This window comes from Streptomyces sp. B6B3 (assembly GCF_039871525.1).
Taxonomy (GTDB): Bacteria; Actinomycetota; Actinomycetes; order Streptomycetales; family Streptomycetaceae; genus Streptomyces.
The window spans coordinates 509,784-536,494 of record NZ_JBDPLU010000001.1 but is presented as its reverse complement, the minus strand read 5'-3'; the positions used below and the strand labels follow the sequence as shown (position 1 = coordinate 536,494).

The 26,711-nt window shown below is 74.1% G+C and carries 22 protein-coding genes; 10 read left to right on the top strand and 12 right to left on the bottom strand.

Annotated elements, in window-relative coordinates; all coding sequences use genetic code 11:
- Nucleotides 1-2: 2 nt before the first annotated feature.
- The 7 genes from ABGB06_RS02310 to ABGB06_RS02280 form a co-directional block, all read right to left on the bottom strand.
- Nucleotides 3-875, bottom strand: coding sequence for a TatD family hydrolase (locus ABGB06_RS02310; RefSeq protein WP_347584911.1), 873 nt, complete (start codon nt 873-875; stop codon nt 3-5).
- A complete protein-coding gene (locus tag ABGB06_RS02305; protein ID WP_347584910.1) occupies nt 875-1,435 on the bottom strand; it encodes an EboA domain-containing protein in 561 nt (186 codons plus the stop codon). Before ABGB06_RS02305 ends, ABGB06_RS02310 begins: the two co-directional genes overlap by 1 nt.
- The gene (locus ABGB06_RS02300; RefSeq protein WP_347585423.1) at nt 1,429-2,472 is read right to left on the bottom strand and encodes a sugar phosphate isomerase/epimerase family protein; all 1,044 of its coding nucleotides are present in this window, start codon (nt 2,470-2,472) and stop codon (nt 1,429-1,431) included. The genes ABGB06_RS02305 and ABGB06_RS02300 overlap by 7 nt, the downstream gene beginning before the upstream one ends.
- A gap of 283 nt (nt 2,473-2,755) precedes the next feature.
- Nucleotides 2,756-4,186: an SCO3242 family prenyltransferase gene (locus ABGB06_RS02295; protein ID WP_347584909.1), complete on the bottom strand. Its 1,431-nt coding sequence runs from the start codon at nt 4,184-4,186 to the stop codon at nt 2,756-2,758.
- Nucleotides 4,183-5,325, bottom strand: a complete 1,143-nt coding sequence (locus tag ABGB06_RS02290; RefSeq protein WP_347584908.1) for an inositol-3-phosphate synthase — start codon at nt 5,323-5,325, stop codon at nt 4,183-4,185. Before ABGB06_RS02290 ends, ABGB06_RS02295 begins: the two co-directional genes overlap by 4 nt.
- 139 nt (nt 5,326-5,464) lie before the next feature.
- Complete coding sequence (locus ABGB06_RS02285) at nt 5,465-6,850, bottom strand: ThuA domain-containing protein (RefSeq protein ID WP_347584907.1); 1,386 nt, start codon at nt 6,848-6,850, stop codon at nt 5,465-5,467.
- Between the two features lie 8 nt (nt 6,851-6,858).
- Nucleotides 6,859-9,327, bottom strand: a complete 2,469-nt coding sequence (locus ABGB06_RS02280) for a PQQ-dependent sugar dehydrogenase (RefSeq protein ID WP_347584906.1) — start codon at nt 9,325-9,327, stop codon at nt 6,859-6,861.
- A gap of 290 nt (nt 9,328-9,617) precedes the next feature.
- Between ABGB06_RS02280 and ABGB06_RS02275 the strand changes: the two genes are divergently transcribed.
- On the top strand, nt 9,618-9,839 hold the full coding sequence (locus ABGB06_RS02275) for a type II toxin-antitoxin system CcdA family antitoxin (protein ID WP_347584904.1): 222 nt from the start codon (nt 9,618-9,620) through the stop codon (nt 9,837-9,839).
- Complete coding sequence (locus ABGB06_RS02270) at nt 9,836-10,159, top strand: type II toxin-antitoxin system PemK/MazF family toxin (RefSeq protein WP_347584903.1); 324 nt, start codon at nt 9,836-9,838, stop codon at nt 10,157-10,159. The genes ABGB06_RS02275 and ABGB06_RS02270 overlap by 4 nt, the downstream gene beginning before the upstream one ends.
- A gap of 51 nt (nt 10,160-10,210) precedes the next feature.
- Here ABGB06_RS02270 and ABGB06_RS02265 read toward each other — a convergent pair whose 3' ends face one another.
- Nucleotides 10,211-13,354 carry a glycoside hydrolase family 38 C-terminal domain-containing protein gene (locus ABGB06_RS02265; RefSeq protein ID WP_347584902.1) on the bottom strand — a complete coding sequence of 1,048 codons (3,144 nt, stop codon included), beginning with the start codon at nt 13,352-13,354 and terminating at the stop codon, nt 10,211-10,213.
- A gap of 178 nt (nt 13,355-13,532) precedes the next feature.
- Between ABGB06_RS02265 and ABGB06_RS02260 the strand changes: the two genes are divergently transcribed.
- The 3 genes from ABGB06_RS02260 to ABGB06_RS02250 all read left to right on the top strand — a co-directional run bounded on the left by ABGB06_RS02260 (nt 13,533) and on the right by ABGB06_RS02250 (nt 18,132).
- The gene (locus tag ABGB06_RS02260) at nt 13,533-15,998 is read left to right on the top strand and encodes an ROK family protein (RefSeq protein ID WP_347584901.1); all 2,466 of its coding nucleotides are present in this window, start codon (nt 13,533-13,535) and stop codon (nt 15,996-15,998) included.
- Between the two features lie 74 nt (nt 15,999-16,072).
- Nucleotides 16,073-17,095, top strand: coding sequence for a hydroxyacid dehydrogenase (locus tag ABGB06_RS02255; protein WP_347584900.1), 1,023 nt, complete (start codon nt 16,073-16,075; stop codon nt 17,093-17,095).
- Between the two features lie 101 nt (nt 17,096-17,196).
- A complete protein-coding gene (locus ABGB06_RS02250) occupies nt 17,197-18,132 on the top strand; it encodes an NAD-dependent epimerase/dehydratase family protein (RefSeq protein WP_347584899.1) in 936 nt (311 codons plus the stop codon).
- Here the strand turns inward: ABGB06_RS02250 and ABGB06_RS02245 are convergent.
- Nucleotides 18,119-19,045 (bottom strand): LysR family transcriptional regulator, encoded by a 927-nt coding sequence (locus ABGB06_RS02245; protein WP_347584897.1) that lies wholly within the window; start codon nt 19,043-19,045, stop codon nt 18,119-18,121. The genes ABGB06_RS02250 and ABGB06_RS02245 overlap by 14 nt on opposite strands.
- A 127-nt stretch (nt 19,046-19,172) precedes the next feature.
- Between ABGB06_RS02245 and ABGB06_RS02240 the strand changes: the two genes are divergently transcribed.
- Both ABGB06_RS02240 and ABGB06_RS02235 read left to right on the top strand, forming a co-directional pair.
- Nucleotides 19,173-20,423 (top strand): MFS transporter, encoded by a 1,251-nt coding sequence (locus ABGB06_RS02240; protein ID WP_347584896.1) that lies wholly within the window; start codon nt 19,173-19,175, stop codon nt 20,421-20,423.
- A gap of 107 nt (nt 20,424-20,530) precedes the next feature.
- Nucleotides 20,531-21,877, top strand: a complete 1,347-nt coding sequence (locus ABGB06_RS02235) for an MFS transporter (protein ID WP_347584895.1) — start codon at nt 20,531-20,533, stop codon at nt 21,875-21,877.
- Between the two features lie 87 nt (nt 21,878-21,964).
- Here the strand turns inward: ABGB06_RS02235 and ABGB06_RS02230 are convergent, their stop codons facing one another.
- Both ABGB06_RS02230 and ABGB06_RS02225 read right to left on the bottom strand, forming a co-directional pair.
- The gene (locus tag ABGB06_RS02230) at nt 21,965-22,438 is read right to left on the bottom strand and encodes a carboxymuconolactone decarboxylase family protein (RefSeq protein ID WP_347584894.1); all 474 of its coding nucleotides are present in this window, start codon (nt 22,436-22,438) and stop codon (nt 21,965-21,967) included.
- Nucleotides 22,439-22,525: 87 nt separating this feature from the next.
- On the bottom strand, nt 22,526-24,016 hold the full coding sequence (locus ABGB06_RS02225; protein ID WP_347584893.1) for an ATP-binding protein: 1,491 nt from the start codon (nt 24,014-24,016) through the stop codon (nt 22,526-22,528).
- Between the two features lie 287 nt (nt 24,017-24,303).
- Here ABGB06_RS02225 and ABGB06_RS02220 point away from each other — a divergent pair, with 287 nt between their 5' ends.
- From ABGB06_RS02220 to ABGB06_RS02210, 3 genes are all read left to right on the top strand, one after another.
- A complete protein-coding gene (locus ABGB06_RS02220; RefSeq protein ID WP_347584892.1) occupies nt 24,304-24,606 on the top strand; it encodes a hypothetical protein in 303 nt (100 codons plus the stop codon).
- A 159-nt stretch (nt 24,607-24,765) separates the two neighbouring features.
- Nucleotides 24,766-25,167, top strand: a complete 402-nt coding sequence (locus ABGB06_RS02215; protein WP_347584891.1) for an ATP-binding protein — start codon at nt 24,766-24,768, stop codon at nt 25,165-25,167.
- A 104-nt stretch (nt 25,168-25,271) separates the two neighbouring features.
- Nucleotides 25,272-25,655: a hypothetical protein gene (locus ABGB06_RS02210; RefSeq protein ID WP_347584890.1), complete on the top strand. Its 384-nt coding sequence runs from the start codon at nt 25,272-25,274 to the stop codon at nt 25,653-25,655.
- A gap of 102 nt (nt 25,656-25,757) precedes the next feature.
- On the opposite strand, the gene ABGB06_RS02205 is transcribed toward ABGB06_RS02210, so the two are convergent.
- Nucleotides 25,758-26,633 (bottom strand): glycoside hydrolase family 16 protein, encoded by an 876-nt coding sequence (locus ABGB06_RS02205; RefSeq protein ID WP_347584889.1) that lies wholly within the window; start codon nt 26,631-26,633, stop codon nt 25,758-25,760.
- Nucleotides 26,634-26,711 lie beyond the last annotated feature (78 nt).

Here is a 26,711-nt window from a genome sequence, read left to right as displayed (position 1 = left end):
GCTCACCCCTTCGCCGGCTCGGCCGGCGCGCCACGGAGGATGGAGTTGCCCTCGAAAAGCTCGGGCTGGTCGGCCGTGGGGTCGTCGAGGTCGAGCCGGCCGCTCTGGCCGTAGAACGCCACGGGGTTGCGCCACAGCACGCGGTCCACGTCGTCGTCGCCGAACCCGGCGGCGAGCATGGCGTCGCCGACCTTGCGGGTTCTGAGCGGGTCGCTGCGGCCCCAGTCGGCGGCCGAGTTGACCAGGATCCGGTCGAGTCCGTGGCGCTGCAGCACCCGGATCATCCGGTCCACGTCCATCTTGGTGTCGGGGTAGATGGAGAAGCCGAGCCAGCATCCGCTGTCCTTGGCGCGGTCGACGGTGACCTCGTTGAGGTGGTCGAGCAGGACGCGCTCCGGGGGGAGTTCGGACTCGGCCAGCACGGCGAGGGTGCGCTCCAGGCCCGCGGCCTTGTCGCGGTGCGGGGTGTGCACGAGGGCGGGCAGGTCGTGCCGGGCGGCGAGCTCCAGCTGCGCGGCCAGGGCCTCGTCCTCGGCCGGGGTCATGGAGTCGTAGCCGACCTCGCCGACGGCGACGACGCTGTCCTTGTTCAGGTAGCGCGGCAGCTCGTCCAGCACCGGGGTGCACCGCGGGTCGTTGGCCTCCTTGGGGTTGAGCGCGATGGTGCAGTGGTGCGCGATGTCGTACTGGGCGGCCCGGTAGGGCTCCCAGCCGAGCAGCGCGTCGAAGTAGTCGAGGAAGCTGCCGACCGAGGTGCGGGGCTGGCCGAGCCAGAACGCCGGCTCGACGACGGCCCGCACGCCGGCCGCGCGCATGGCCTCGTAGTCGTCGGTGGTGCGGGAGGACATGTGGATGTGCGGGTCGAGGATGCGCATCACGGCTCCATCAGGCGGCGGACGTCGTCGGGTACCGGCCGTCCTGCGGCGGTCCGTTCGGCGGCGTAGTCGGCGAGCATGCGGACGAGTTCGGGGTCGGCGCGGTCGTCGAGCGAGGCCACGGCGTCGAGCGGGACGTCGACGAAGACGCACTTGAGCACGGCGTGCCGCCACAGGTGCTGGTCGAGGTGGCGGGCGGCGTACGGGCCGACGGCGGCGGCGACGAGACGGGCGTCGTTGGTCCGCAGCGCGTCCTCGACGAGGGGCAGCGCGGCGGCCTCCAGGTACGGCAGGTGCGGCAGCGCGAGCAGCACGGCGCGGCGCTCGGCGGCGTCGCCCTGGTGGTAGAGGCGGGCGACGGTGTCGGCGTCGGGGCGGGCGGCGTGCAGCAGCAGCACCCGGGCCGGCTCCGCGGCGCCGGCCCCGACGCGCCGGCGGGCGGCGGTGAACGCGGCCTCCCAGCCGCCGGCCTGGTCGGTCTGGTCGGCCTGGTCGGCCTGGTCGGCCACCCAGGCGCGGGCCTCGGGGGTGAGGCGGGCCTCCAGTTCGCTGATCAGCATGCGGCGGCGTCCCTCCGTGCGGCGGGGTGGACTGCGGCGGCCGGGCGACGGGTCCCGGCCAGGCCGGTCGCGAGGTCGGTGGGCCGCGGGGTGCGGGCCGCCTGGGCGGTGGCCGTGGCGCGCCGGAGGAACGCGATCGAGCTGCGGGCCAGCGCGGGACCGGCGTGCGAGTGGCGGGGCAGTTCGACGGAGACCAGGCCGTCGTAGCCGGTGTCGGCGAGCGCGGCCAGCACCGGCGGGAAGTCGATCTCCCCCTCGCCGAACGGCAGATGCTCGTGCACGCCGCGCCGCATGTCCTCGATCTGCACGTGGGCCACCCAGGGCGCGGCCGCCCTGACCAGGTCGGGGATGGGCTCGGATTCGAGGCACCGCAGGTGGCCGATGTCCAGGGTGAGGGCCAGGCCCGGCGGGTCGCCGAGCCGCTCGCGCAGCCGGTGGAACGCGGCGGTGGTGTCCAGCAGCATGCCCGGCTCGGGCTCCACGGCGAGCGGCACGCCGGCCCGCCGGGCGGCGGCGAGCACGGGCCCGAGCGCCCCGGTGAGCCGGTCCCAGGCGGCCTCCTCCGAGGTGCCGGGCGGGGTGATGCCGCTGAAGCAGTGCACGGCGCCGGCGCGCAACTCGGCCGCCACGGCGACGGCGTCGAGCAGCAGCCGAACCCGGCGGGCGCGGGCGTCCGGGTCGGGGTCGAGCAGGCTCGGGCCGTGCTTGGCGGTGGGATCCAGCACGTAGCGGGCGCCGGTCTCGACGGCCGCGCCGAGCCCGATCCGGTCGAGGTCGCGGCCGAGCCGGGCGGCCCGCGGCAGCAGGTCCGGGGCGCACGGGTCGAGGTGCATGTGGTCGAGGGTCACCGCGACGCCCTGATAGCCCAGATCGGCCAGCAGTCGTACCGCGTCGGTCAGCCGCAGGTCGGTGAGGCCGTTGGTGCCGTAGGCGAAACGGAGGCCCTGCGGGCGGTCCTGCCGGCCGGTGTCACCGTGACGACCGGGCGAGACGTCGGCGGCGGGGTGGGCGCGGGGTGGGTGGGCGGGGGTACTCATGTGGGGGTTACCTTCCTGGACGGCCGCCAGCAGGTGGCCGGTGCCGATGGCGCGGGGCGCGCCGGGAGGAACGTCGCCGGCGTTCATGGCGGAGCCGCGTCCCTGACCAGCGGCCACACGGCGGCCACCTCCTCCGCCACGCGGCGACGACCGCCGACGGGAGCGCCACCGACCGGGAGACCGGGGCGCCGCGGGGGGAAACGACGGGCCACCGCCGCACGGCGAACACCACCCGGACGACCGGAGCGCTCAGGGGCGACCGAGGCGCGGCCGCCGGAGGCGCTCATGTGGGGGTCACCTTCCTGGACAGCCGCCGGGCGGCGACGAGCGCGAGCAGCAGGGCGGGCGGGGCGAGACGGGGCGCCCCGGCGCGGGCGGCGAGCGTGGCCTGCAACGGCAGCAGGCCCTGGAGCCCGCCCACCACCCCGGCGCGCATCCGCGCCCCGGTCGGCTCCCGCACGGCCCGCACCAGCGGCGGCACGACGGTCGCCAGGTAGACGCCGACGGAGGCGGCGAGCGCCGCGCGGGTGGCGGGCGCGACCGGCTCCGCGGGCCGCTGCCGCGCCGCCTCGCGCACCGCGACCCACCCGGCGCCGGCGGCCAACGCGGCCTCGGCGGCCGCGGAGGCGGCGGAGGCGCCGCTGCCGGCCCCGGATGAGTCGGCCGCGCCGGTACCGGATGAGGTCCCGGCCGAGGAGCCGGGCGCGGAACCATCCGGCCGGGACAGGCCGGTGGCGCGGGCGGCCGTGACGAGGCCGAGCGCGGCAAGGCGGCCGCGCGGGCCGGCCTGCGGGGAGCGCACGCCCGACGGGCCCGCCCCGGGGCGGCCGCCGACCGGCGCTCGGGCCCCGGCGACCGCGCGGGCCGCTGTCAGGGCGGCGAACGCCGATCCCCAGCGCCGCCGCCCCGGCGCGGCCCCGTGGCCGGTGGCAGCGGCGGCGGGGCGGGTGGGGGGCACGTCCTCCGCCGCGTGGTCGGCGGCCCGGGCGGCGGCCACGGTGGCCAGAGCCGCCGCGCGGGCGCGCCAGCCGGCGGTGGGGCGGGCGGCGCCGGCCGCCGCGAGCGTCGCGACCCGGCCGGGCCAGGGCGAGCCGGTGCGGCGGGGGCGCGCGGTCGTGCCCGCGATGGCGGCGGTGGTGAGCAGGGCGGTGGCGGGGGTGGTGCGCGGGCCGCCGTGCACCTCGTGACGGGAGATGCTGGTCAGGGCCAGGGTGTGGGCGGCGAGCAGCGCGGCCGGGCGGGCCGCGGGACCCATCGGGCGGCCGGTGGCGGCGGCGCCGAGCAGCAGGTTGAGGCCGCGGGCGGAGGCCATCGCGGCGGGTCCCGCCGGCGTGTTCTTCAGCCACAGGTCGTAGCCCCAGACGGCGGCGGTCAGGGCGGCGGCGGTGGACAGCGTGCGGCGGGATCCGGTGGCGGCGGCGAGGCCGAGCCCGGCGCCGGTCAGCGCGGTCGCGGCGGCGAGCGCGGCGCCGGGGCGGACACGCCCGGACGGGATGGGCCGGCCCGGCCGCTCGGCGGCGTCGATGTCGCGGTCCGCCCAGTCGTTGAGCGCCATGCCGGCCCAGTACAGGCAGAGGGACGCGCCGATCACCGGGCCCGTGTGCCGGACGGTGGCGCCGCCGGCGGCGGCCGCGCCGGCGAGGAGGTCGCCGGGCACGGTCAGCGCGGCAGGGCCGCGCACGAGTTCCACCCAGGCGCGGGCCGTGGGGTTCACGGGCGGGCCTGCTCTGCGGGCTCGGCGGGCCGGGTGAGCCGGCCGGCCAGGTCGAGCAGCGCGGCGTACTGCTCGCCCAGCGCGGCGGGGCCCTCGTCGGGGTCCTTGAAGTAGAAGCCGAGTCCGGGCACCGGACCGGCCAGGCCGGCCGCGTGGGCGCTGGCGAGCAGCCGGACCAGGTCCAGGACGAGCGGCGCCGCGAGCGCGGAGTCGCAGCCCTGCCAGATGGTCTGGAGCAGCATCCGGGTGCCGAGGAAGCCGTCGAACGCGACGTGGTCCCAGGCGGTCTTCCAGTCGCCGAGCGCCGGCACGTTGTCGATGTGCACGGTGCCCTCGGGCTGCTCGCCGAGGATGTCGTTGAGCACCCGGGCCTTGCCGGCGTTCTTGGCCGCGGCGGCGGCCGGGTCGGCCAGCGCGGCGCCGTCGCCGCCGCCGAGCAGGTTGGCGCCGGACCAGGAGCGCACGGTCAGCGCCCGTTGCGTGAACATCGGCGCCAGGGCGGCGCGGAGCAGCGTCTGTCCGGTCTTGCCGTCCCGCCCGGCGTGCGGCAGCCCCGCGGCGAGGGCGCGTTCGGCGAGGCCGGGGGCGCGCATGCCGGTGGCGGGGGTGAAGTTCACGTAGGGGCAGCCGGCGGCGACGGCCGCCGCCGCGTACATCGGGCTCGGGTCCGTGCTGCTGCCCTCGGTGGAGGCGACGTTGACCACGACCGTGCGGGCCAGGCCGTTGCGCTCGGTGAAGGCGGCGATGTCGGCGGCCAGGCGGTCCGCGAGTTGTTCGCCGGGGTGCGCGGCGCCGGGGCGTATCTCGGCGTCGGCGGCGGCGAGTTCGGCGGCCACCGCGGCGGGCAGTCCGGGCGGCAGCACGCCGGCGGCGACGAGTTCCTCGGCGCGTTTGGGCAGCGGCGTGGCGGCGGTGTCGTGGCCGCCGAACACGAGGTCGTCGAGCGCGGGCAGCGCGCAGCCGGCGAACGGGGGCAGGGCCGTGACGAGCCCGGTGGGCGGGTGGAGGCCGGCCGCGAGCGCGGCCCGTCCGGCGGCGGTGGTGGTGGCGACCGAGCCGCGGGCGCCGACGAGCCATACGCCGACGCGTTCCCGGCCCGCGCGGTCCTGGCCGACATGATCCTGGGGAGACGTGGTCATGACGCACCTTCCTTGCCCTGTTTCCTGGCCCCGGGTCTCCGTGGTCCTGGGGGCCGTGCTCTCTTCGGTTGTCGCCACGGTGTCCGGCCGCGCTCGGGCGCGGCCGGACACCGTGGGGTCGTGCTCGGATCGGCCCGGGTCAGCAGCCCGGGTCGGCCGGCAGTTCCGCGATGCGCACGTCGCGGAACGACACCACGTCGGTGTCGCCGTGGTTCTGCAGACCGATGTATCCGTCAAGGAGGCTACGTGCGGGGTCGGTGTTGGTGAAGTCGTTGATCAGGGTCCCGTTGAGATAGACCCGGATCCGTTCACCCTCGACCCTGAGCTCGTAGGCGTTCCACTCCCCCGGCGGGTTGAGCGCCTCGTCGCGGGCCTCCAGATCGGCCGACTGGAAGCCGTAGATGGAACCGGTGGTGCGGTCGTCGGTGTCCGTGGCGTCGATCTGGATCTCGTAGCCGTTGTCCACCGCGGTCCACGGGTCGTCGGAGGCCGGGAAGCCCACGAAGATGCCCGAGTTGCTGTCGCCCTGCATGCGCCAGTCGAGCTTCAGCGAGTACGAGTTGTACTCGTCCGCCTCGTACCAGAACAGGCCCATGCCGCCCTCGGAGGTGAGGGTGCCCGCCTCCTCGTCCAGCACGAAAGAGCCTGGTCCGGCCTGCGACCAGCCGTCCAGGCTGGGGCTGGTGCCGTCGAAGATCGGCGTGTACTCGGGCTCGGGGTTGGTGTTCCCGCCGCCGCAGTCGGCCTCCACCACGCCGGCCGCCCAGCGGACGCCGCCGAGCAGGTGGCGCAGGAAGTCCGGCTCGGCGTAGGACTCGGCGGTGTGGCCGAGGCCGGTGTAGAACGACCGGCCGCCCTCGTAGTTCTGGCACCACGAGATCGGGTGGTCCTCGCCCATGCCCCCGCCCTCGTAGCTGGTCTCGTCGAGCGTGGCCAGCACGTGGGCGTCGGTCCGGGGGTTGGACTGGTAGTTGTACCACTCGTCGGTGCGGACCCACTGGTCGCCGAGGTGCGCGGTGGCGTCGTGCTCGTGGTCCTCGACCTGGATGGTGGCCTCCTGGATCGCCGGGTGCGACGCGAACCACGCGCCGGCGAGCCCGCCGTACCAGGGCCAGTCGTACTCGGTGTCGGCGGCGGCGTGGATGCCCACGTAGCCCCCGCCGCCCTCGATGTAGCCCTCGAAGGCGGTCTGCTGGGTCTCGTCCAGCACGTCGCCCGTGGTCGAGAGGAAGACCACCGCCTCGTACTGCGCGAGGTTCTCCGCGGTGAACGCGGTCGCGTCCTCGGTCGCGGTCACCGTGAAGTTGTTCTCGCTGCCGAGCTGGGTCAGCGCGGCGATGCCCTCGTCGATCGAGTCGTGGCGGAAGCCCGCGGTCTTCGAGAAGACCAGCACCTCGTAGGCGGCATCTTCGGGTGCCGCAGTGTCGGGCGCGGCGGCGGCGGACGCGGCCGGCAGGGCGGCGGCGCACAGCAGGCCACCGGCCGACCAGCAGGCGAGCCTGCGGATTCGTGGGGACAGCCTCATGGGTGGTGTCACTCCCCTTCGGCGGATGTGGGGGTTGTCGTGGGGGTTGAACTGGGGGTTGGACTGAGAGTTGAGGTGGGGGATGGGGTGAGGATGAAGTCGTCGACGTTGAAGAGGTCGCCGGCTCCGGTCGGGCCGGTGAAGACCAGGTACAGCTCGGTGGTCTCCGCCGGCTGGTTGGACAGGGTCGTGGTGACGTCCTGGTAGGTTTCCCAGCCACCCGTGACCGGCACCTCGACCGAGCCGAGCAGCGTCCCGTCGGGGGCGCCCGCGCGGACCTCTATGGTGCCGCCCGCGCCGGCCGATGCGACCCGCGCGGTGAACTCGCCGGCGTCGGCGAGGTGGTACGGGTGGTAGGAGATCCAGTCGCCGCCGGAGATGAACCCGGTGGCGTGCCCGCCGTGGGCCGACGCCTGGTCCACCACCTCGACGCCGCTGCTGTTCCCGAAGTGCTCGCCCTGCCGGTGGGTCGGCTGGGAGACGCGCTCGGTGACGCCGGTCAGCGGGGGCTGGCCGTTCGCGCCGCCGTCGGTGTACTCCGCCCGGAAGACGCCGTAGATGTTGGCGTTCGCGTCGTGCTCGCCGTCGGAGAGCGTCTGCAGGGTGCCGGAGCAGCCGGTGGTCGAGGTGAGGTCGTGGTGGTGGTTGTCGTGGCCGAGCGCGAAGGTCAGGGTGACGTTCGCGCAGTCGATCTCGCTTTCCTCGGGATCGGTGACCGTGATCTCGAACGGCACCGCGTCGCCGAAGTCCACGAGCTGCCCGTTGTGCGGGAGGTTCAACTGCACCGTGGGGGCGGTGTTGCCGACCGTGACGGGGATCGAGGCGTTGGCGGTGAGGCCGGCCCCGTTGGTGACCGTCAGCTCAGCCGTGTACTGGCCGTTGGTCTCGTAGGTGTGGGTGGGGTTGGCGTCGGTGGAGGTGCCGCCGTCGCCGAAGTCCCAGGCGTAGCCGAGCGCCGAGCCGCCGGGGTCGCTGCTGCCCTCGGAGCTGAACCCGACGGCCAGCGGCGCGGTGCCCGAGGTCGTGTCGGCGGCGGCCCTGGCGATCGGGGCGAGGCCGCCGGAGGTGTACTCGACGCGGTAGAGCCCGGCGACGTCCTGTCCGCCGATGCCGTAGTCGAGCACGTACAGCGCGCCGTCGGGGCCGAAGGTCATGTCCATCACCTGGGTGCCGGTCCAGGGGAAGTCGTTGATGGCCGTGACCCCGCCGCTGCCGTCCATCTCGACGCGCTTGATCCACTGCCGGCCGTACTCGCCGGCGAAGTAGTCCCCGTCGTACTCCTGCGGGAACTTCACGTCGGACTGGAGGTCGGGGTCGTAGTTGTAGACCGGGCCGCCCATCGGGGACTCCGAGCCGTTGCCGAACTCGGGTACGGAGTTGCCGTCGTAGGGGATCCAGGCGGGCTGGGCGGGCGGCAGGTCGGTGAGGCCGGTGTTGTTCCGCGAGGTGTTCCGCGGGGCGCCGCAGTCGAAGGTGCCGCCCGAGGCGCCGGAGCCGAAGTCGTAGTCCACGTAGGCGTCGTTGTCGCCGGTGCAGTACGGCCAGCCGAAGTTGCCCGGTTCGGTGATGCGGTTGAACTCGACCTGGCCGCCCGGTCCCCGGGTGTCGGAGGGGCCGCCGGCGTCGGGTCCGTAGTCGCCGAGGTAGACGACGCCGGTCGCGTCGTCCACGCTCATCCGGAACGGGTTGCGGAAGCCCATGGCGTAGATCTCGGGCCGGGTGCCCTCCGTGCCGGGCGGGAAGAGGTTGCCCTCGGGGGTGGTGTAGCTGCCGTCCGCCTGCGGGGTGATCCGCAGCACCTTGCCGCGCAGGTCGTTGGTGTTGCCCGAGGAACGCTGCGCGTCGAAGGCCGGGTTGCGGTCGCCGCGCTCGTCGATCGGGGTGTAGCCGTCGGAGGCGAACGGGTTGGTGTCGTCGCCGGTCGACAGGTACAGGTTGCCCTGGGCGTCGAAGTCGATGTCGCCGCCGACGTGGCAGCACTGGCCGCGGCTGGTGGTGACCTCCAGCATGGAGATCTCGCTGCCCAGGTCGAGCGTGCCGTCCTCGTTCAGAACGAACCGGGACAGCCGGTTCACGCCCTCGAACGAGGCGAAGTCCGCCGCGGAGCCGAACTCCGGCGCGTCGCCGGCCGGGGTGTCGAGCGGCGGGGCGTAGAACAGGTAGACCCAACGGTTGGCGGCGAAGTTGGGGTCCACGGCGATGCCCTGGAGCCCTTCCTCGTCGTGGTCGTAGACGGTCAGCCTGCCCGCGACGCTGGTGGCGCCCTCGGACGTGGTCAGGCGGACTGTGCCGTCGCGCGCGGTGTGCAGCACCGAGCGGTCGGGCAGGACGGCCAGCGACATCGGCTCGCCCATTTCGGCGTTGCCCGAGGCGAGCGACACCTGCTGGAACTCGGCGGCGGCGGGCTCCGCCGGCGCGGCGGGGTCGGCCGAGGCCGACGACAACGCGCTGGTGAGGGGGACGGCTGCGGCAAGCATGGCGCCCACCACGGCCGCGACAACGACTCTTGCTCTCCTGTGCACTTGGATCCTCCGCACTGAACCCCACGCCAGCGCACCGATACGCGACAGGACGGTAACAACTTTCCCCGACAATGGAACCCCTTTGAACGGAGAAAGTCGTATCTCCATCGCCGACTGGACAAAGGTCGGCGAGGGCTGAGCGGAAGGGCCGCAGGCGACCGCGCCAGCGCTGCGTAGCGCTCACTCGCACCATCGCATGTGCCCAACTCGCCTACCTCGGGTCATACAGAGGTATGCTCTTGTGCATGAGCCCTCGTTCGCGGACTACGGTCACCTTGCCGGACGACCTCCTCGCCCACGCTCGTGCCGTCGCCCCCGGCGGCAATCTGTCGGCCTACATCGAGCACGCGCTTCGAGCCCAGCAACTGCGGGACGCGGCCCTTGCACTACAGGCCTGGCGCGTGCGGGCGGCTCGCGAGGCCGAAGTCGAGGAGTTCGCCGACATCTTCGGTGAGGACGTCGCGTGACGCCCACGGTCGCCCGCGGCCAGGTCTGGCGCGTCCAACTGGCCACCAAGACCCGCGCGGTGGTCATCGTCGAGTCGGACGCCGCCCTTGCCGCGCTGCCGGGCACCGCCGTATGCATGATGATCGACGAGACCCAGGGCGCCCCGGACACGGTCGTCACCATCCCTATGGCGCGCCCGGTGCACGGGGCTGCCGTCGCCGTCGACCTCACAGCCCTGACCGACAAGCGCCTGACGGCCGGCGAGTTCCTCGGCGCCGTGGACACGGAGACCATGGACCGCATCTCCGCCGCCCTGCGCGTCACCCTGGATCTCACCTGACCGGCGCCGTCTCGCTCAGTGGGCGAGCCGGCGCCGGCGGAGACCCGCTCGTCAGGGAGCCGGCGTCAGGCGCAGCGTCCGGATCTCGAAGGGACGGAGCCGCAGGGCCACGTCGCCGCCCGCGGTGCGCGGGAGTTCGGCGTCGGTGGGGGCCTCCAGCAGATCGCATGCGCGGGCGTCGGCCAGCGGGAACGACGCGGACAGGGTGGCGGCCGCGGAGCCGCCGCGCGACTCGTAGAGCCGCACCACCACGTCGCCCGACCGGTCGTCGGCGAGCTTGACCGACTCGACGACCACCTGCGGGTTGTCCAGGGTCACCAGCGGCGCCACGTCGGCCGCGCCGGGGCGCGCCCGGAGCGGCAGGTTCGCCGCGTAGCCGCCGGCCACCGCCGCGCCCAGGTCGGCGCCGGCCGCCAGGGCGTAGCTGAAGCTGTGCCGGCCCCTGTCGGCATGGGGGTCCGGGCTGTGCGGCGAGCGCAGCAGCGAGAGCCGCAGCGTGGTCGTGGTGCCGCCGTCAGGCCGGGTGGTGCGGGACACGTCGTGGCCGTAGGTCGAGTCGTTGAGCACCGCGGCGCCCCAGCCGTGCTCGCCGACGTGCACCCAGCGGTGGTGCCACAGCTCGAAACGGGCCGCGTCCCAGCTGGTGTTCTGGTGGGTGGGCCGGCGCACGTGCCCGAACTGGATCTCCGCGCTCTCGTGTTCCGCGTGCACGTCCAGCGGCCAGGCGGCCTTCAGCACGGTGTCGCGCTCCTGCCAGTCGATCTCGGTGCGCACCACCAGCTCGCGGCTGCCCGCGGCGAGTTCCAGGAGCTGGGTGACGCGGGAGGCGCCGGCCGCGCCGAAGACCCGGGTGACCCGGACCGAGGCGAGCAGCGGGCCCGCGTCGACGGCCTCCACCGACTCGGCCTCGGTGAGGTCGGTGACGGTGTTCCGGTACGCCCGGTCGATGTTCCACGCGCTCCACTTGGTGGGGTCGTCCGGGTGCGTCTGGAGCAGGTTGCCGGCCGAACCGGGGGCGAGCGCCTCGCGGTCGGCGGTGAGGTCGCGCACCGAGCGGACCAGCCCGGCGTCGTCGATCCGCACCCGCAGCAGGCCGTTGTCGAGGACGTGACCCCCGCCGGCGGGCTCCAGGCTCACCGGCGCCGGCGCGTCGGCCGCGGCGCCGGCGGCGGCCAGGCCGGTGCCGAGGCCGGCGGCGGTCACCGGGACGGCGAGCCGGCCGTCGACCAGGCGCTGCGCGCCCGCCGGCTCCGGCGCGGTGCCGGCCGGCAGCACGCCGACACCCGCCCGCGCGAACGGTCCCGCGTTGAAGACCGTCAGACCCTCCCCGCCGTCGCCGCCGGCGAGCGCGTCGAGCGCCGTGCCGACGATCTCCTCCAGTTCCGCGTGCATCTCCGCGTAGGCGGCCTCGGCCTGCTGGTGCACCCAGGAGATGGAGGAGCCGGGCAGGATGTCGTGGAACTGGTGCAGCAGCGCGCGGCGCCACAGGCCCTCGAGGCGCTCGTGGGGGTAGTCGAGCCCGGTCGCCAACGCCGCCGTCGCCGACCAGAGTTCGGCCTCCCGCAGCAGCGCCTCGGCGCGCCGGTTGCCGCGTTTGGTGCGGGCCTGGGAGGTGTACGTGCCGCGGTGCGTCTCCAGGTAGAGCTCGCCGCGCCACACCGGCAGCGAGCCGTCGGCGTACTCGGCGCGCGCCGCCTCGAAGAAGGCGTTCGGCTGGTCCACGCTGACCTTCGCCGAGCCCTCCAGGTTGCGCAGCCGCCGCGCCCGCTCCAGCATGTCCCGGGTGGGCCCGCCACCGCCGTCGCCGAAGCCGAACGGGGCCAGCGAGCGGGTCGAGATCCCCTTGTCGGCGAAGTTGGCGACGGCGTGCGCGAGTTCGTCGCCGGTCAGCTGGGCGTTGTAGGTGTCGATCGGCGGGAAGTGGGTGAAGACCCGGGTGCCGTCGATGCCCTCCCAGTCGAAGGTGTGGTGCGGCAGCGTGTTCGTCTCGTTCCAGGACAGCTTCTGGGTGAGGAACCACTTCGCGCCGGACAGCCGGGCGAGCTGCGGGTAGGCGGCGGTGTAGCCGAAGGAGTCGGGCAGCCAGACGCCCTCGGTGCGCACGCCGAGCTCCTCGGCGAAGAAGCGCGTGCCGTAGACGAGTTGGCGGGCCAGCGCCTCGCCGCCCGGCAGGTTTCCGTCCGCCTCGACCCACATGCCGCCGACCGGCGCCCAGGTGCCGGCGGCCACCGCCTCCTTGATGCGCGCGAAGATCTCCGGGCGCCGCTCCTTCATCCAGGCGTACTGCTGGGCCGAGGAACAGGCGAAGACCAGCTCCGGGTACTCCTTGGCCAGGGTGGTCATGTTGGTGAAGGTGCGGGCGCACTTGCGGATGGTCTCGCGGATCGGCCACAGCCAGGCGGAGTCGATGTGCGCGTGCCCGACCGCCGAGAGGGTGTGCGCGGAGGCGTGCGCCGGGCTCGCCAGCACGCCGGCCAGCGCCTCCCGGCCGCGCTCCGCGGTGCCCGGCACGTCGGCCAGGTCCACGGCGTCCATGGCGCGCTCCAGGGCGACGAGGATCTCGTGCCGGCGCGGGCTGGCCAGCGGCAGCTCCCGCATCAGCTGGTCGAGCACCTCGATGTCGTGCATCAGGTGCCAGACGGCGTTGCGCCGGACCGCGAGGCCCGCGACGTTCAGCCGGTAGAGGTGCTCGCTGCCGGCGGTGGCCGGATTGCCGTAGTGCTGGCCGACCGCGTGCGAGCCGTTGATCGGCGGGTTGGCGGCCATCTCGACGTACAGGTCGACGGGCTCCCCGCCGGCGGCCGGCTCGGCCAGCAGCACGGAGCGGTGATACGGGTGTAGCCCCTGCAGCGGGGCGCCCGAGGCGTCGTGGACCAGGCCCTCGGCCTGGCCTCCCGGCCCGTCGGCGAGCTCGAAGCCGAGGTCGAAGACCGCCTCGACCCGCTCCCCCGCGAACGCGGCGGGGATCTCGCCGGTGACCCGCAGCCAGGTGGTGGCCCACGGGCCGCCCCAGGTGTCGCCGAGGGCGATCGGACCGTACTCGGCGGCCAGCGCCTCGCCGACCGGAACGGGTTCGCCCGGCACATGCCAGGCGGAGAGCGTGAAGGGGTGGACGGGACCGTGGAGGGCGGGGGCGAGGCGGGTCTCCAGGAAGCGGGTGACGCGCTCCTCGACGAGCATGCGGTTGTCGTGCACGGGTACGTTCTCCGTTGCTGTGGGCCCGACAGTGCTGAATTATGTAAATCCAATGGATTGATTTAGTCAATGCCCCGCCGTGCACTGCCCGGAAGTCGCCGAGATTTCGGCCGGAGTCGCCGGATCGTTGGCCAGTAAGTACTTTTACAGGGGTGGGAAAGCGTGTTGGATGGTGCCCATGCATGAGGGTCCGGAACTGGTGCTCACCCCCGCCGAGCGGGAGGCGCTGCGCGCCTGGTCGGCGGGGCGTCCCGATCGCGGGGTGCGAGCCCGGATCGTTCTGGACGCCGCGGACGGCGTCTCGGTCTCCGACAGCGCGCGGGCGCTCGGCGTCTCCCGGCCGACCGTGGCGTCCTGGCGCGGCCGGTACGCGGCGCAGGGCCTCGCCGGCCTGGAGCACCGTCCGCGCAGCGGCCGGCCGCCGCGCATCGACGACGCCGACGTCATCACCGTCACCCTCGCCGGGCCGCTGCCGCCCCGCACCGCCTGGTCGGCGCGGGGCCTCGCGGACCACCTCGGCGTCTCGCACACCGCGCTGAGCGCGGTGTGGCGGCGCTGGGGCGTGACCGGCGACGACCCCACGTCGGTGACGGTGCCCACGAGCCCGCCGTTGCCGTGCGCCCATCCGCGGCTGCTGGGGCTGTGGCAGCAGGCCAACGCGGGGGCGCTGGTGCTCGCCGAGGGCGCTCCTCCTCCCCCTGCTCCCCCTGGTTCCGAGGGCTCCGAGGGTCTGGGAGGCGCCGCCGGCGACCCGCCTGGCGCGCCGGCCGACGCGACGGAACGCCTGGACCACGCCGCCACCGTCACCGCCGCGTTCGGCCTGCTCACCCCACCGCCGCTGCCGCCGGTCCGGCACGCGGCGCCCCGCCGTCCCGGCGCGGCGGGCGCGGGGGCCTCGCACAGACCGCCCGGACCGCATGGACCGCCCGGGCCTCCGGCTGCTCCTCCGGTGGCTGTTCCGGCGGAGCCGGCCGCCGCGGTGTCCACCGAGGGGCGCGCGGCGTTCACCGCCCTGCTGCGCGACCTGCGCGAGCGGCATCCCGACCTCGACCTCCGGGTGCTGGTCTGGGATCCGGGCTCCGAGTTGCCGGACGCGCCCCTCGACCTGCGCGCCGCGCCGGAGTACGCGAGTTGGCAGGGCACCGCGGGCGTCGTCGCCCAGCTGGAGCTGCGGCACCGGCCCGACGACGCGCGCGCGGTGATCGACTCCGTGGTCGCGGCGCTACGCGCGCACGCCGCCGAGCCCGGCGGCGGCCACTTCGCCTGGCAGCGCCCTGGGGCCACCGCCCGGGCCCCCGTCGTCCCGCTCCAGGCCCTCGGCGGCCTGGCCGGCGCCCCCACGCGCGCCCCGCGCGCGTTCGACCAGCTCGCGCTCGGCTCGTTCAACGAGAAGCTCGTCATCGAGAGCATCCGCGAGGCCGGCGCGCTCAGCCGGGTGGAGATAGCCGAGCGGACCGGGCTGACGCCGCAGGCCGTCTCCCGCATCACCCGCAACCTGCTCACCTCCGCCTTCCTCGTCGAGACGCCGCCCGACGAGGACCGGCACCGGACCACCGGCGACGGGCCCACCGCGAAGGGCAAGCCCCGGGTGCCGCTGCGGCTGCGCGCCGACGCGGCCTGCGCCATCGGCATCCACCTCGACCCCGAGATGGTCACCCAGGTGCTGGTGGACCTGTGCGGCGGCGTGGTGGAGCAGCGCCGGCTCCCGCTGCTCGGCCGGCACGACCCGGACTGGGTCATCGACAGCGTGGCCCGGATGGCCCGCGAGACCATCGAGGCCCGCCGCCCCGCCACGGACGAGTTGCTCGGCGTCGGCGTCGCCGTGCCGGGACCGCTGGACGCCGAGGCCGGTGTGGTCCTCAACCCGCCGCTCTTCGACAGCTGGCGGAACGTGCCGCTGCGCGCCGCGCTCGCCGAACGCCTCGGCGTTCCCGTCACGGTCGAGAAGGACGCCACGGCGGCGGCCATCGGGGAGCGTTGGATCGGCGCGGGCGAGCGCGCCGGCGACTTCGTCTATCTCTACCTCGGCGCCGGCGCGGGCTGCGGCGCGTTCCTCAACGGCGACGTGTACCGGGGCCGGACGGGCAACGCGGGGGAGTTCGGACAGCTCTGCGCGCTCGCCGTCGGCCGGCTCGACCCGGAGGGCCGCCCGGGACTGGTACCGGAGTGCGCGCCGATGTCCAGCGTCGTGGAGAAGGCCACGGCCGCCGGCCTCGCCATACCGGCGGACATCCCCCCTGGCCCTGACGGCCCGGGAGGTGCCCCCGCGAGCGCCTACGAGCATGTCTGCGCCGCGGCGGTGGCCGGCGACGAGCGGGCCGCCGGCGCGATCCGGGACGTCGCCCGGGTGGTGGCCAGGGGCGCCATCGGCGTCACGGACCTGCTGGACACCACGCTGCTGGTGGTCGGCGGCCCCGCCGCGCCCGCGCCGGTCGCCGGGCTCTACCTGTCGGAGATCCGGGCCGCCGTCAACGCGTATCCGGTGGCCCGGCACGTCCGGCGGGTGCACGTGGCGCACTCGTTGCTGAACGAGTCGGCCGCCGCGATGGGCGCCGCGTCCGGCGTCTTCCACGCCTCCTTCGCGCCCCGGTTGCGCACCCACGCCCGCGGGCTGGGCCCGCGCGCCGTCAGCCACGGAAAGTAACCCGCACGCCCGCACGCCCGCACCGCACGCCCGAACCCACGCACGCCCGCACCGCCCCGTACCAGGAGCCAGCCATGCACCCGCGCCGCCCCGTCGCCGCCCTCGCCATGAACCGTTTCGGCGCCGAGCAGGTGCTCAGCGAGGACACGCTCGCCGCGCTGGGCGCGGTCACCGACCTCCGGTACCCGCCGCTGCTCGACGACTTCACCGCCGACGGTGCCGACGCCGTGCTGGCCGAGGCCGAACTGCTGGTCACCGGCTGGGGTTGCCGGCCGCTGGACGCCGCGGTGCTGGCGCGCGCCCCGCGGCTGCGGGCGATCGTGCACGCGGCCGGCACCGTGCGGCACCACGTCACCGAGGCGTGCTGGGAGCGCGGCATCCGGGTCTCCTCGGCCGCGGCGGCCAACGCGCTGCCCGTCGCCGAGTACACCCTCGCGATGATCCTGCTGGCCAACAAGCGGGTCCTGGAGATCAGCGCCGACTACCGCCGGACCAGGGCCCGCCGGGACTGGGCGGCCGGCCTGCCCGCGGACACGCCCCTCGGCAACTACGGCAGCACCGTGGCCGTGCTCGGCGCCTCGTTGATCGGGCGTCGGGTGCTGGAGCTGCTGCGCCCGTTCGGCCTACGCGCCCTGCTCTACGACCCGTACGTCTCCCCGGAGGAGGCCGAACGGCTCGGCGCCCGGTCGGTCGGCCTGGCCGAGGCGTTCCGCGCGGCGGACGTGGTCAGCGTCCACGTGCCGCTGCTGCCCGAGACCCGCGGGCTGGTGAGCCGCGACCTGATGGGCTCGATGCGGCGCGGCGCGATGCTGATCAACACGGCGCGCGGGGCGGTGGTGGACCAGGACGCGCTCGCCGAACTGGCCGGCGCGGGTCGGATCCGGGCGGTGCTCGACGTCACGGACCCCGAGGTGCTGCCCGCCGACCATCCGCTGTGGGCGTGCGAACACGTGCTGATCAGCCCGCACATCGCCGGTTCGGTGGGCAACGAGACGCGCCGGCTGGGCGAGCTCGCGGTCGCCGAGGCCCGCCGCTACGCCGAGGGGGACGACTTCGCCCACCCGGTCCTGCGCGAACGGCTCGGCGTCACGGCCTGACCCGCCGAACCGTGGGCCCGCGCCCCGTGTGCGGGAGGGCGCCGTCGGCGATGATGGGGGCGGCTTCGCCGTCCCGGTGAAGCCGTGCGAAGGAGATGCGGATGTCGTTACACGTGATCGTCGGCGCCGGTCCTGTCGGATCGGCCGCGGCGCAACTGCTCGCCGAGCGCGGTGACCGGGTGCGCGTCGTGACCCGGAGCGGCTCGGGCCCCGAGCACCCCGCGGTGGAACGGGTCGCGGCCGACGCCACCGACGCCGACGCCCTCGCCCGGCTCTGCGACGGCGCCGCCGCGCTCCACAACTGCGCCGCGGCGCCGTTTCACCGTTGGGCCACGGACTGGCCGCCGCTGGCCGCCGCCCTCCTCGGCGCCGCCGAGCGCTCCGGCGCGGTGCTGGTGACGGCGGCGAACCTGTTCGGCTACGGGCCGGTGGAGGGCCCGATGACCGAACAGACTCCGCTGGCCGCCACCGGCGTGCAGGGCCGGGTCCGCGCCGGCATCTGGCGGGACGCGCTGGCGGCGCACGAGGCCGGGCGGGTCCGGGCCACCGAGGTGCGCAGCTCCGACTACCTGGGCGCGGGTACCCAGTCCCTGCTCACGGTCCAGGTGCTGCCGCGCGTCCTGGCCGGACGCCGGGCCAGCGTGCCGGCCGACCTCGACGCCCCGCACAGCTGGACCTACACCGGCGACGTGGCCCGCACGATGGTCGCCTGCGCCGACGACGAACGGGCCTGGGGCCGCCCCTGGCACGCGCCGACCGCGCCGCCCGTCTCCATCCGCGACCTCGCCACCCGCGCGTGCGCCCAGGCCGGCGCCCCCGCCCCGCGCCTGTCCGTGATGCCCGGGCCCGTCTTCTGGTTGGGCGGCCTGACCAGCCCGCTGGTCCGCGCCCTCCGCGAGACCCAGTACCAGTTCCGCCGCCCCTTCGTGATGGACTCCACGACCACGACCACCACCTTCGCCCTCGAACCCACCCCCGTCACCGACTCGCTCCGCGAGACCGTCGACCACCTCGCCCGGTCCGCTACGCCCAGGTAGGCGTCCACGTCTCGGCGGCGGGGGGATCGGGGCACCGGGGGTGGAGGTGGGTGCGGAGGGCGGTGAGGGTGGGGTGGGGGTTGTCGCGGTGCCAGATCAGGGAGTGGGGGTAGACCGGGGTCGGGTCGCGTACGGCGATGCGCCGGAGACCGTGGTCGGCGGGCCAGACGAGGCGGGTCTGCTCGCCGACGAAGGTCGCCAGGGAACGGGAGTCGGCGATGGTGTCGAGCAGCGGCTCGGTGCCGAAGTCGGGCCCCGTGACCTCGATGGTGAGGCCGAACGCGGCGGCGAGGTCGCCGTAGTAGGCGGCCCATTCGGTCCCGGGCACGATGCCCGGCATCCAGATCCGGTGCCCGACGAGCTCCGTGGGCCTGACCGTGCGGGCGGCGGCGAGTTCGTGGGCCGGTCCGGTGAGGAGTTGTACGGCCTCGTCGAAGACCCGGGCGGCGTCGATGTCGTCGGGGAGGTGCCGTCCTGGCATGGTGACGGCGCGGAAGGACGCGTCGATGGTGCCGGATCTGATGGCGTCGACGGCCGCGTCGGCGTCGAAGAGGGTCACGACGTCGAGTTCGGCCTCGGGGTGCGCGCGGTGGAAGTCGCCCAGCAGGGCGGCCGGGGCGAGCTTCCGACCGATCACGTCGACGCGCAGCGCGCGGCTGCCGGGGCGCACGGAGGCGAGCGCCCGTTCCTCGGCCCGTAGCAGGTCGCGGGCGTGGGGCAGGAACGCCTGTCCGTCGATGGTGAGGCGCACGCCTCGTGCGGTGCGGGTGAACAGCCGCACGCCGAGGTGCCGCTCCAGCGTGGCGACGCGCTTGGAGACCGCCTGCTGGGTGATCGAGGCCTCGTCGGCGGCGTCCTGGAACCGTCCCGCGTCCGCCGCGGCCACGAAGCTGCGCACGGCGTCGAGATCCACGCCGACACGGTAGCGACACAACGGATGGTTGGGGCCACCCGGCCGTCCGGTTGTTTGATCTGGCGGTCGGATCGTCGCTTGGATGCCGGAGGTCAGCGGATGGTTGTGCGGCGGTAGGCGGGGTGCGGTGCGGAGGGCAAGTGAACGGTCGCTGGGGCGGCGGTTCGGGTGGTTGTGGGCGGCGTTCGCGATCAGCTCGTACGGCACGGCGTTCGGGTTCGGCGCGTTCCCCCTCATCGCGGTCCTCGTGCTGCACTGCGGGCCGACCCAGGTGGCGGCGCTGGCCGCGGCGGGACGTCTGGTGGGGGCCGTGGTCGCGGTGCCGCTCGGTCCCTGGGTGGAGTTCCGCCGGAAGCGACCGGTCATGATCGCGATGGATCTGGTCCGGTTCGTGGCGGTCCTGAGCATCCCCGTCGCGTTCGCGCTCGGCTGGCTCGGCTTCGCCCACCTCCTCGTCGTCTCCGTCGTCGTCGCCGCGGCGGGCATCGCCTTCCGGGCGGCCAGCGGCGCGTTCCTGAAGTCGCTGGTGCGGCCGGAGGACCTGCTCGTCGCGAACAGCCGGTTCGAGTCCACGACGTGGACCGCGACCTCGGTCGCACCGCCGCTCGGCGGAGCCGCGATCGGAGTGTTCGGCCCGGTGACGACCGTGCTGGTCGACGCGGTCAGCTACCTGCTCTCCGCGCTGGGCATCCGCGCCATCGGCGGAACGGAACCGCGCCCCGCGCGGGACGCCGCGCCGCGGCTGCGCGCGGGCGACCTCGTCGAGGGATGGCGTTTCATCCTCGGCGACCGCACGCTGCGCCCGCTGTTCCTCAACGCCATCGCGGTCAACGGCCTGATCATGGCGACGGAGCCGCTGCTCGCCGTGCTCCTGCTGGGCGATCTCGGCTTCTCGCCCTGGCAGTACGGCCTCGCGTTCGCGGTCCCCTGTGTCGGCGGTCTCGTCGGCTCGCGGCTGGCGCGCCGGCTCGTGGCGCGGTTCGGGCGGCACCGGATGCTGCTGGCCTCCGGGGTGCTGCGCGCGTGCTGGCCCGTCTGGTTGGCGTTCGTCGTGCCCGGCGTGCCCGGGATCGCGCTCGTCATCGCGGTCCAGTTCGGCCTGGTGACCTGCTGCGGCCTGTTCAACCCGGTGCTGGCCACCTACCGGCTCGACCACACCGCCCCCGACCGGATCGCCCGCACCCTTTCCGCGTGGGCGATCAGCGCCAGCGTCAGCATCGCGGCCCTCACCGCCCTGTGGGGTGTGCTGGCCGCCGTCACCAGCCCGCGCGCCGCGATCGCGGTCGCCGGGGTGCTGCTCCTCGCCACCCCGCTGCTGCTCCCCCGCCACGAGCGGACGCCCCGTGGGGCGGGGGAACGGGCCGCCAGCCTCATCTGACGGGGGTGGTGGCGGGCGGAGAAACGCGTTGGCGCGGGACCGTGGGCTCGTTACCATCCGTGGGTTCTTCCGGGCCCGGAGCCCGGGGCGAGGTGGGGAGGGACGTGATGGCGGAACCGGGGACGGAACCGGAACCGGAACCGGAACCGGGGCCGGGGCCGGGTGGCGGTGGGGCGGCGGCGCGGGGCCGCAGCCGGGGCGGCGCCGTGCTGATCGGCGCGCTGGTGGTCGACTCCGTGGGGAACGGGCTGTTCCTGCCGCTGTCCCTGGTGTTCTTCACGGAGCTGACCGACGTGCCGCTGGGCCTGCTCGGGGTGCTGCTGTCCGTCGCCAACCTGATCACGCTGCCCGTTCCGGTGTGGGCCGGACAGCTCACCGACCGGATCGGTGCCGTGCCGGTCGTGGTGGGGTCGCAGCTCCTCCAGGCCGCCGGCTACTGCGCGTACAGCCTGGTCAGCGAGCCGGTGGGGATCTTCGTCTCGGCCAGCCTCGTGGCGATCGGCGTCCGGTTCTTCTGGTGCGCGATCTTCACGCTGATCGCCGACTACGTCGACGGTCAACCGGCCCAGGGCCAGGGCCGGGGCAAGGGCCGGGGCAAGGACGCCTGGTACGCGTGGGCCGCCACCTCCCGCACCGCCGGCATCGGTGTCGGCGGGCTGGTGTCCGGCGCCGCCGTCTCGTTCGGCGGGGACACGCTGTTCCGGACCCTCGCCTACGCCGCCGGCGGCTGCTTCCTGGCCGCGGGACTGGCCATCGCCGCGCTGGTCCGCGCGCCCCGGCACCGGGACGCGTCCGAGCCGGCGGCGGACGCCGGCTACCGGACGCTGCTGCGGGACCGCCCGTTCCTCGGCCTGATCGGCGTCAACACGGTGCACGCCACGTCCACCATGATGCTCGCCCTGGCCATGCCCACCTTCGTGCTCGACGGGCTGGACGGGCCGACCTGGCTGACGCCCGCCCTGCTGGTCGGCAGCACCGTCCTGATCTCGGTGCTGACCGCGCCGGTCGTGGCCCGGCTCACGCATCTGCGCCGGACCCGTTCGATCATGCTGGCCGCCGCGCTGTGGTCCACGTGGGCGCTGGTGCTGGCCACGCTCGGGCCCGGGCACCCCGGTCTGGTGGTGCCCGTCCTGATCGGCGCGACGTTGCTCTTCACGCTCGCCGAGGTGATCCACGCGCCGATCTCCATGGCGCTGGCCGCCTCCGTCGCGCCGACCCACATCAGGGGCCGCTACCTCGCGACGTTCCAGTACTCCTTCGCCATCGGCGGCATCATCGCCCCCGCCTTCTTCACCAGCCTCTTCGAGCTGCACCGCTCGCTCCCCTGGCTGGCCCTCGGCGCGGCCAACGTGGCGAGCATCGCGGCCATGTTCCTGCTGGAACGGCACCTCCCGGCGGCGTCCCTCCGCGACCGTCCCCCGACGGCGGCTCCGGAGACCTCGCTGCCGGCCTAGCCGGTCGGCCGGCCCTCGGCCGGGACCGCCGCCGCCGGATGCGGCGGCGGCGGGCCCGGCCGCCCCCTCGTTACCCGGACAGGCTCGTCACCCGAACATGCCGGGCTGGTAGTCGCCGGCGGGCTGCTGGACGATGCAGTTGAGCCGGTTGAAGGCGTTGATCAGGGCGATCAACGACACCAGCGCGGCGAGCTGGTCCTCGTCGTGGTGCTTGGCCGCGTTCGCCCAGACGTCGTCGGGGACCCCGCCGGCCGCGTCCGCGAGGCGGGTGCCCTGCTCCGCCAGCTCCAGGGCGGCGCGCTCGGCGTCGGTGAACACCGTGGCCTCGCGCCAGGTGGCGACCAGGTTGAGGCGCACCTGGGTCTCGCCGGCGTGCGCGGCGTCCTTGGTGTGCATGTCGGTGCAGAAGCCGCAGCCGTTGATCTGGCTGGAGCGGATCTTCACCAGCTCCGCCGTCGCGTGCGGCAGCGTCGAATCCGAGATCGCCTTGTTCGCCCCGATGAGGTGCCTCAGGAACGAGGCGGCGACCTTGTTGTCGAAGAGGTTCAAGCGGGCGTCCATCGGTGAGCTCCTCTGCCGTTGTGCGGATGCTTCACCTGCTTGACACCGCAGCCCGAGGAGATGTGACGGCTCCGGATGTGACCTGCGTTACCCGTGCCCGTCCCGCGCGCCTCGCCCGTACAGCGTCGCCAGATCGACCAGATGAACGCTCGGATCGTCCTCCGCCGCCGCCCGCGCCCTGTCGTCGAAACCGGCACCGCTGAAGCACAACAGGCGCGTGGCGCGCGTGTCGTAGCGGCCGGACCGCGCGATCAGATCGCGGAGGCCCCGCAGGCGTTCGACGTGGCCGAGGCCCATCGTGTCGTTCCACTTGGCCTCGCCGATGGCCAGCAACGGTGTCGTCCCCCCGTCGCCGATGCCGAGGACGGCCACGTCGACCTCGTGGCCCACCCGGGCCTTCTCGTCGTGGACGACGCCGTGCCCGACGCGCGCGGGCAGTCCGCCGAGCAGATCGGGCTCCGCGTGGTGCAGGGCCCAGTCTCGGCAGAGCTGTTCGTAGTGCGGTCCCAGGACGTTGCCGGCGAAACGCCGCTGGCTGGCCTGCCAGACCCGGGCGGCGTTGCCGGGGCGCTCCAGTTGGTCCCAGACCGGACGCATGATCGCGTGGTAGAAGCCGATCAACGGTTCGGCGATGCGGTAGGTGGGCCGGTTCTGGCGGAACACGTCGGCGTCCCGGTGCAGGAGGCCGGCGTCCTCCAGCACGTTGATGGGGTGGGCGATGTCGGTGGCCTTGCGTTCCAGATAGCCGGCCATGCCACCGCGCGTCGCGTTCCCGTCGGCGACGGCGGCCAGCACGGACAGGTACAGGGCGGTGTCGCGGAGGTCGGGCTCCTCGGCGAGGAGATAGCGAGCCTCCCGGAAGAGGGGCGTCTCGGGATTGAGAACGGTGCGGACGACCCAGTCGTCGAAGTCCTCCGGGCCGCTGGGCGCGTCCCCCCGCGCGAACTCACGCCGGTACGCGGGCGTACCTCCGACGACCGCGCCGACCCGGACCGCCAGGCGGGGATCCGCGAGGCCCCAGAACTCCGCCGCGAGGCGGTAGTCGAGGGGACGCACGACCAGTTCCAGGCCCGCACGCCCCCGCAGCGGGGCGTTCCCGGACAGCAGCCGCCCCATGAACGACAGCGCCGAACCACACAGCAGGAGCCTGGACCGGGAGGCGGTGCGCTGGTCGCGCAGCGGACGCAACGCCTCCTGGATGATCGACGGAAGCTCTGGGTTGGCCTTGGCGAGGTACGGGAACTCGTCGATCACGACGGGCACGGGTCGTTCGGTGCCCAGGGCGAGCAGGGCGTCGACGGCCTCCGACCAGTCGGCGAAATGAAAGGGGCTGGCGGGGCGAACGTGGGCCGTCAGCGAGGCGCTGAGCCGACGCAACGACTCGGCGTCGGCGGCCTCGGTGGCGCCGAAGTAGAACCCGCCCGCCGCCCGGCAGGCGGCGTCAAGCAGGAAGGTCTTCCCCTGCCGGCGCCGGCCGGAGACGACGCCGAGTGTCGCGCCCGGCTGCACGTCGGTGATGAACCGCGTGAGCGCCGACCATTCGTGATCTCGGTCGAACATCTCGACGGGTTTGTCCATGCCGAGGACTCCCGAGAAGTAGGGGTACAGTTCTGTAAAGTGTAGCCCTATCTCCTTGACCTCACTCCCGAACGCGCCCGTGGGACGTCCTCTCGGCGTTCCGCCTCGCCTTCCGTACGGCTGCTGGCGGGCATAGTCTGAAGGGCTTTCCACGCTCGTGGATCGCGCCCGCCGACGCGGCGGGTCACACGGACGCGGGAAGGAGGGTGGTCACCGTGCGCTGGAGAACCTGGCCGCCCGCCCGGAAGGTCTCCGGGGGTTCGGGCGGCGGTTCCGGAAGGAACGAGATGTCCCGCACGGACAGGACCAAGCCGTTGTGGGTGCGCCACGCGGAGCACCGCCCCCGGCCGGTCCACGATCACCGTCACGGCGCCTGTGACCTGCCGCCCCGCCCGACCCGGGAGCTGGCGGACACCCGCTGCCGGTGGGAGCACCCCGCCGCGCAGCTCTACTTCGGCACCTGCTGCGCCGGATGCAAGGTCCGCTCCCACATCAGGGAGTGGCAGCAGATGGTCAGGGCCAGCAACCGCAAGGCCCGTTACGCCGGCCGCCGCGAGGCTCGCCGTTGGATCCCCGAGGACGACGGCTGAACGAAGACTGGGGGGAGCGTCACCTTGCGACCACCCAGACCCATCACATGGAGGGAAACCACCCCTCTCACCGTTGCACGTGACTGGTCACGTGACCCGTGCTTGACCTGGTGGGATGCGCTCAGCGACCGGCCGGGCGCGGTGGGTGAGGAGGGGCACATGCGGGAACGTGGGCATGTGCTGGCGGTGGGGCGGTATCGGCGGGAGCCTGGGGCCGTGGGGCGGGCGCGGCGGACGGTCGCCGCCGCGTACGCCGCGCATCCGTGGGTGGACGGTTCGCTCGTCGCCCTGCTGGTCTCCGAACTGGCGACCAACGCCGTGCTGCACTCCACCGGCCCGGACTTGCTGTGCCACTCCCCTTCGCCGCTCGACGGCAGCATCCAGGTCGAGGTGCACGACGGTGGCGGCGGGCCGCCGCTGCTCCGCCAACCGACGGCCGCCGACGATCACGGCCGCGGCCTCGTACTTCTGGACCTGCTGGCCAGCACCTGGCGCACCGAACCCACGTCAGCCGGTAAGAGTCTTGTCTTCACCCTGACCAGGGAAGCGTGCCTGCCCTGATCGGCCGTCGGCCGAGCACCCCACACTCCGTGGGAGGGGTCCCGGGCCGGTAGGGCCAGGATCGCGGGCGGGGTCGCTCGGGCCGCGCACGGATGGGAGGCGAGATGGCCACGGCTGCTGTGCTCTTCGGCGTGATCGTTGCATCGATCGGGCTGCTCTGGTTCCTTGCTACGCGACGTGATCGCCGATTGCTCAGGTACCTTGAGCGGCCCTCTCCGGGGCCCGTCCAGGGGCGCATGCGGGTGCCCGCTGGGGACGCCCGCGCCAACGAGCTCGCGAACGAGCTTCTCGCGATCGGCCGGCGCGGGGGATTCCTGACGATGCAGGGGAAGGACGCGCGGACCCGGGCCATCGGTGCCGAACTGGACCGGATGGGCGGGATGCAGATGATGCTCGATGTGCACGACGTCGTTGCTGCCGAGATCGGCAGGTTGCCCGCACGGGAGTTGGAGGCCGCGTGGGACGGAATCGGTGACTGGATGGGCTGATCCGCCGGGGACGACCAGTCCCCGCGGGCGCACGCGACGGCCCCGCCAGCCTGGTGGGGTGGCGGGGCCGAGAGGTCGGGCGGTGGTGAGGTTGGTGGGGTATCAGCTCGTTTCGACGCGGACGTAGTCGACGGTCATCTGTTGGGGGAAGACGGTGGTGTCGTCGGGGTAGCCGGGCCAGTTGCCGCCGACGGCGAGGTTGAGGATCAGGAAGAAGGGCTTGTCGAAGACCCAGGGGTCGCCGCCGAGGTCGGCCGGGGTGAGGGTCTGGAACGCGTTGCCGTCCACCGACCAGGTGATGGAGTCGGGGGTCCAGTCGACGGCGAAGGTGTGGAAGCCGTTGGCGAAGATGTCGCCGTTGGGGAGGGTGTAGCTGGAGCCGATGCTCTCGCCGCCGGAGTAACCGGGGCCGTGGATGGTGCCGTAGGCGGTGCCCGGCTGGTGGCCGACCAGCTCCATGACGTCGATCTCGCCGCAGTTGGGCCAGCCGACCTGCCCGATGTCGTCGCCCAGCATCCAGAAGGCGGGCCAGATGCCCTGGCCCTGGGGGAGTTTGATGCTGGCCTCGACGTGGCCGTACTGGGCGGTGAACCGCCCCGAGGTGTTCATCCGGGCCGAGGTGTACTCGCAGGGGCCGTAGTAGCACTGGTAGTTGTTCGGGTTGCCGGCCTCGGCGGTGATGACCAGGTTGCCGTTGCCGTCGAGTTCGGCGTTCTCGGTGCCCTGGGTGTAGTACTGGAGCTCGTTGTTGCTGATGTTGTCGCCCGTCTCCAGCTGCCATTTGGCGCCGTCGACGGCGGAGCCGGCCGCGCCGTCGAAGGTGTCCTCGAAGACCACCTCGTAGGGCCGGGGCTCGGACGTGGCGGTGGGTTCGGGACCGGCCTGGGCGTTGGTGGTCAGCAGCGTGGTGACGCCCAGGGCGAGCACCGTCGCGCCGACGAGCCAGCGGCGGCGGTGTGCGCGCGTGGGACCTCGCATCGAGATCACATCCATCCATCGTTCCGTGGGGGGACCTTCATTGGACCGTCGCCCCACGGGCCCCGCAAGGCATCCGGT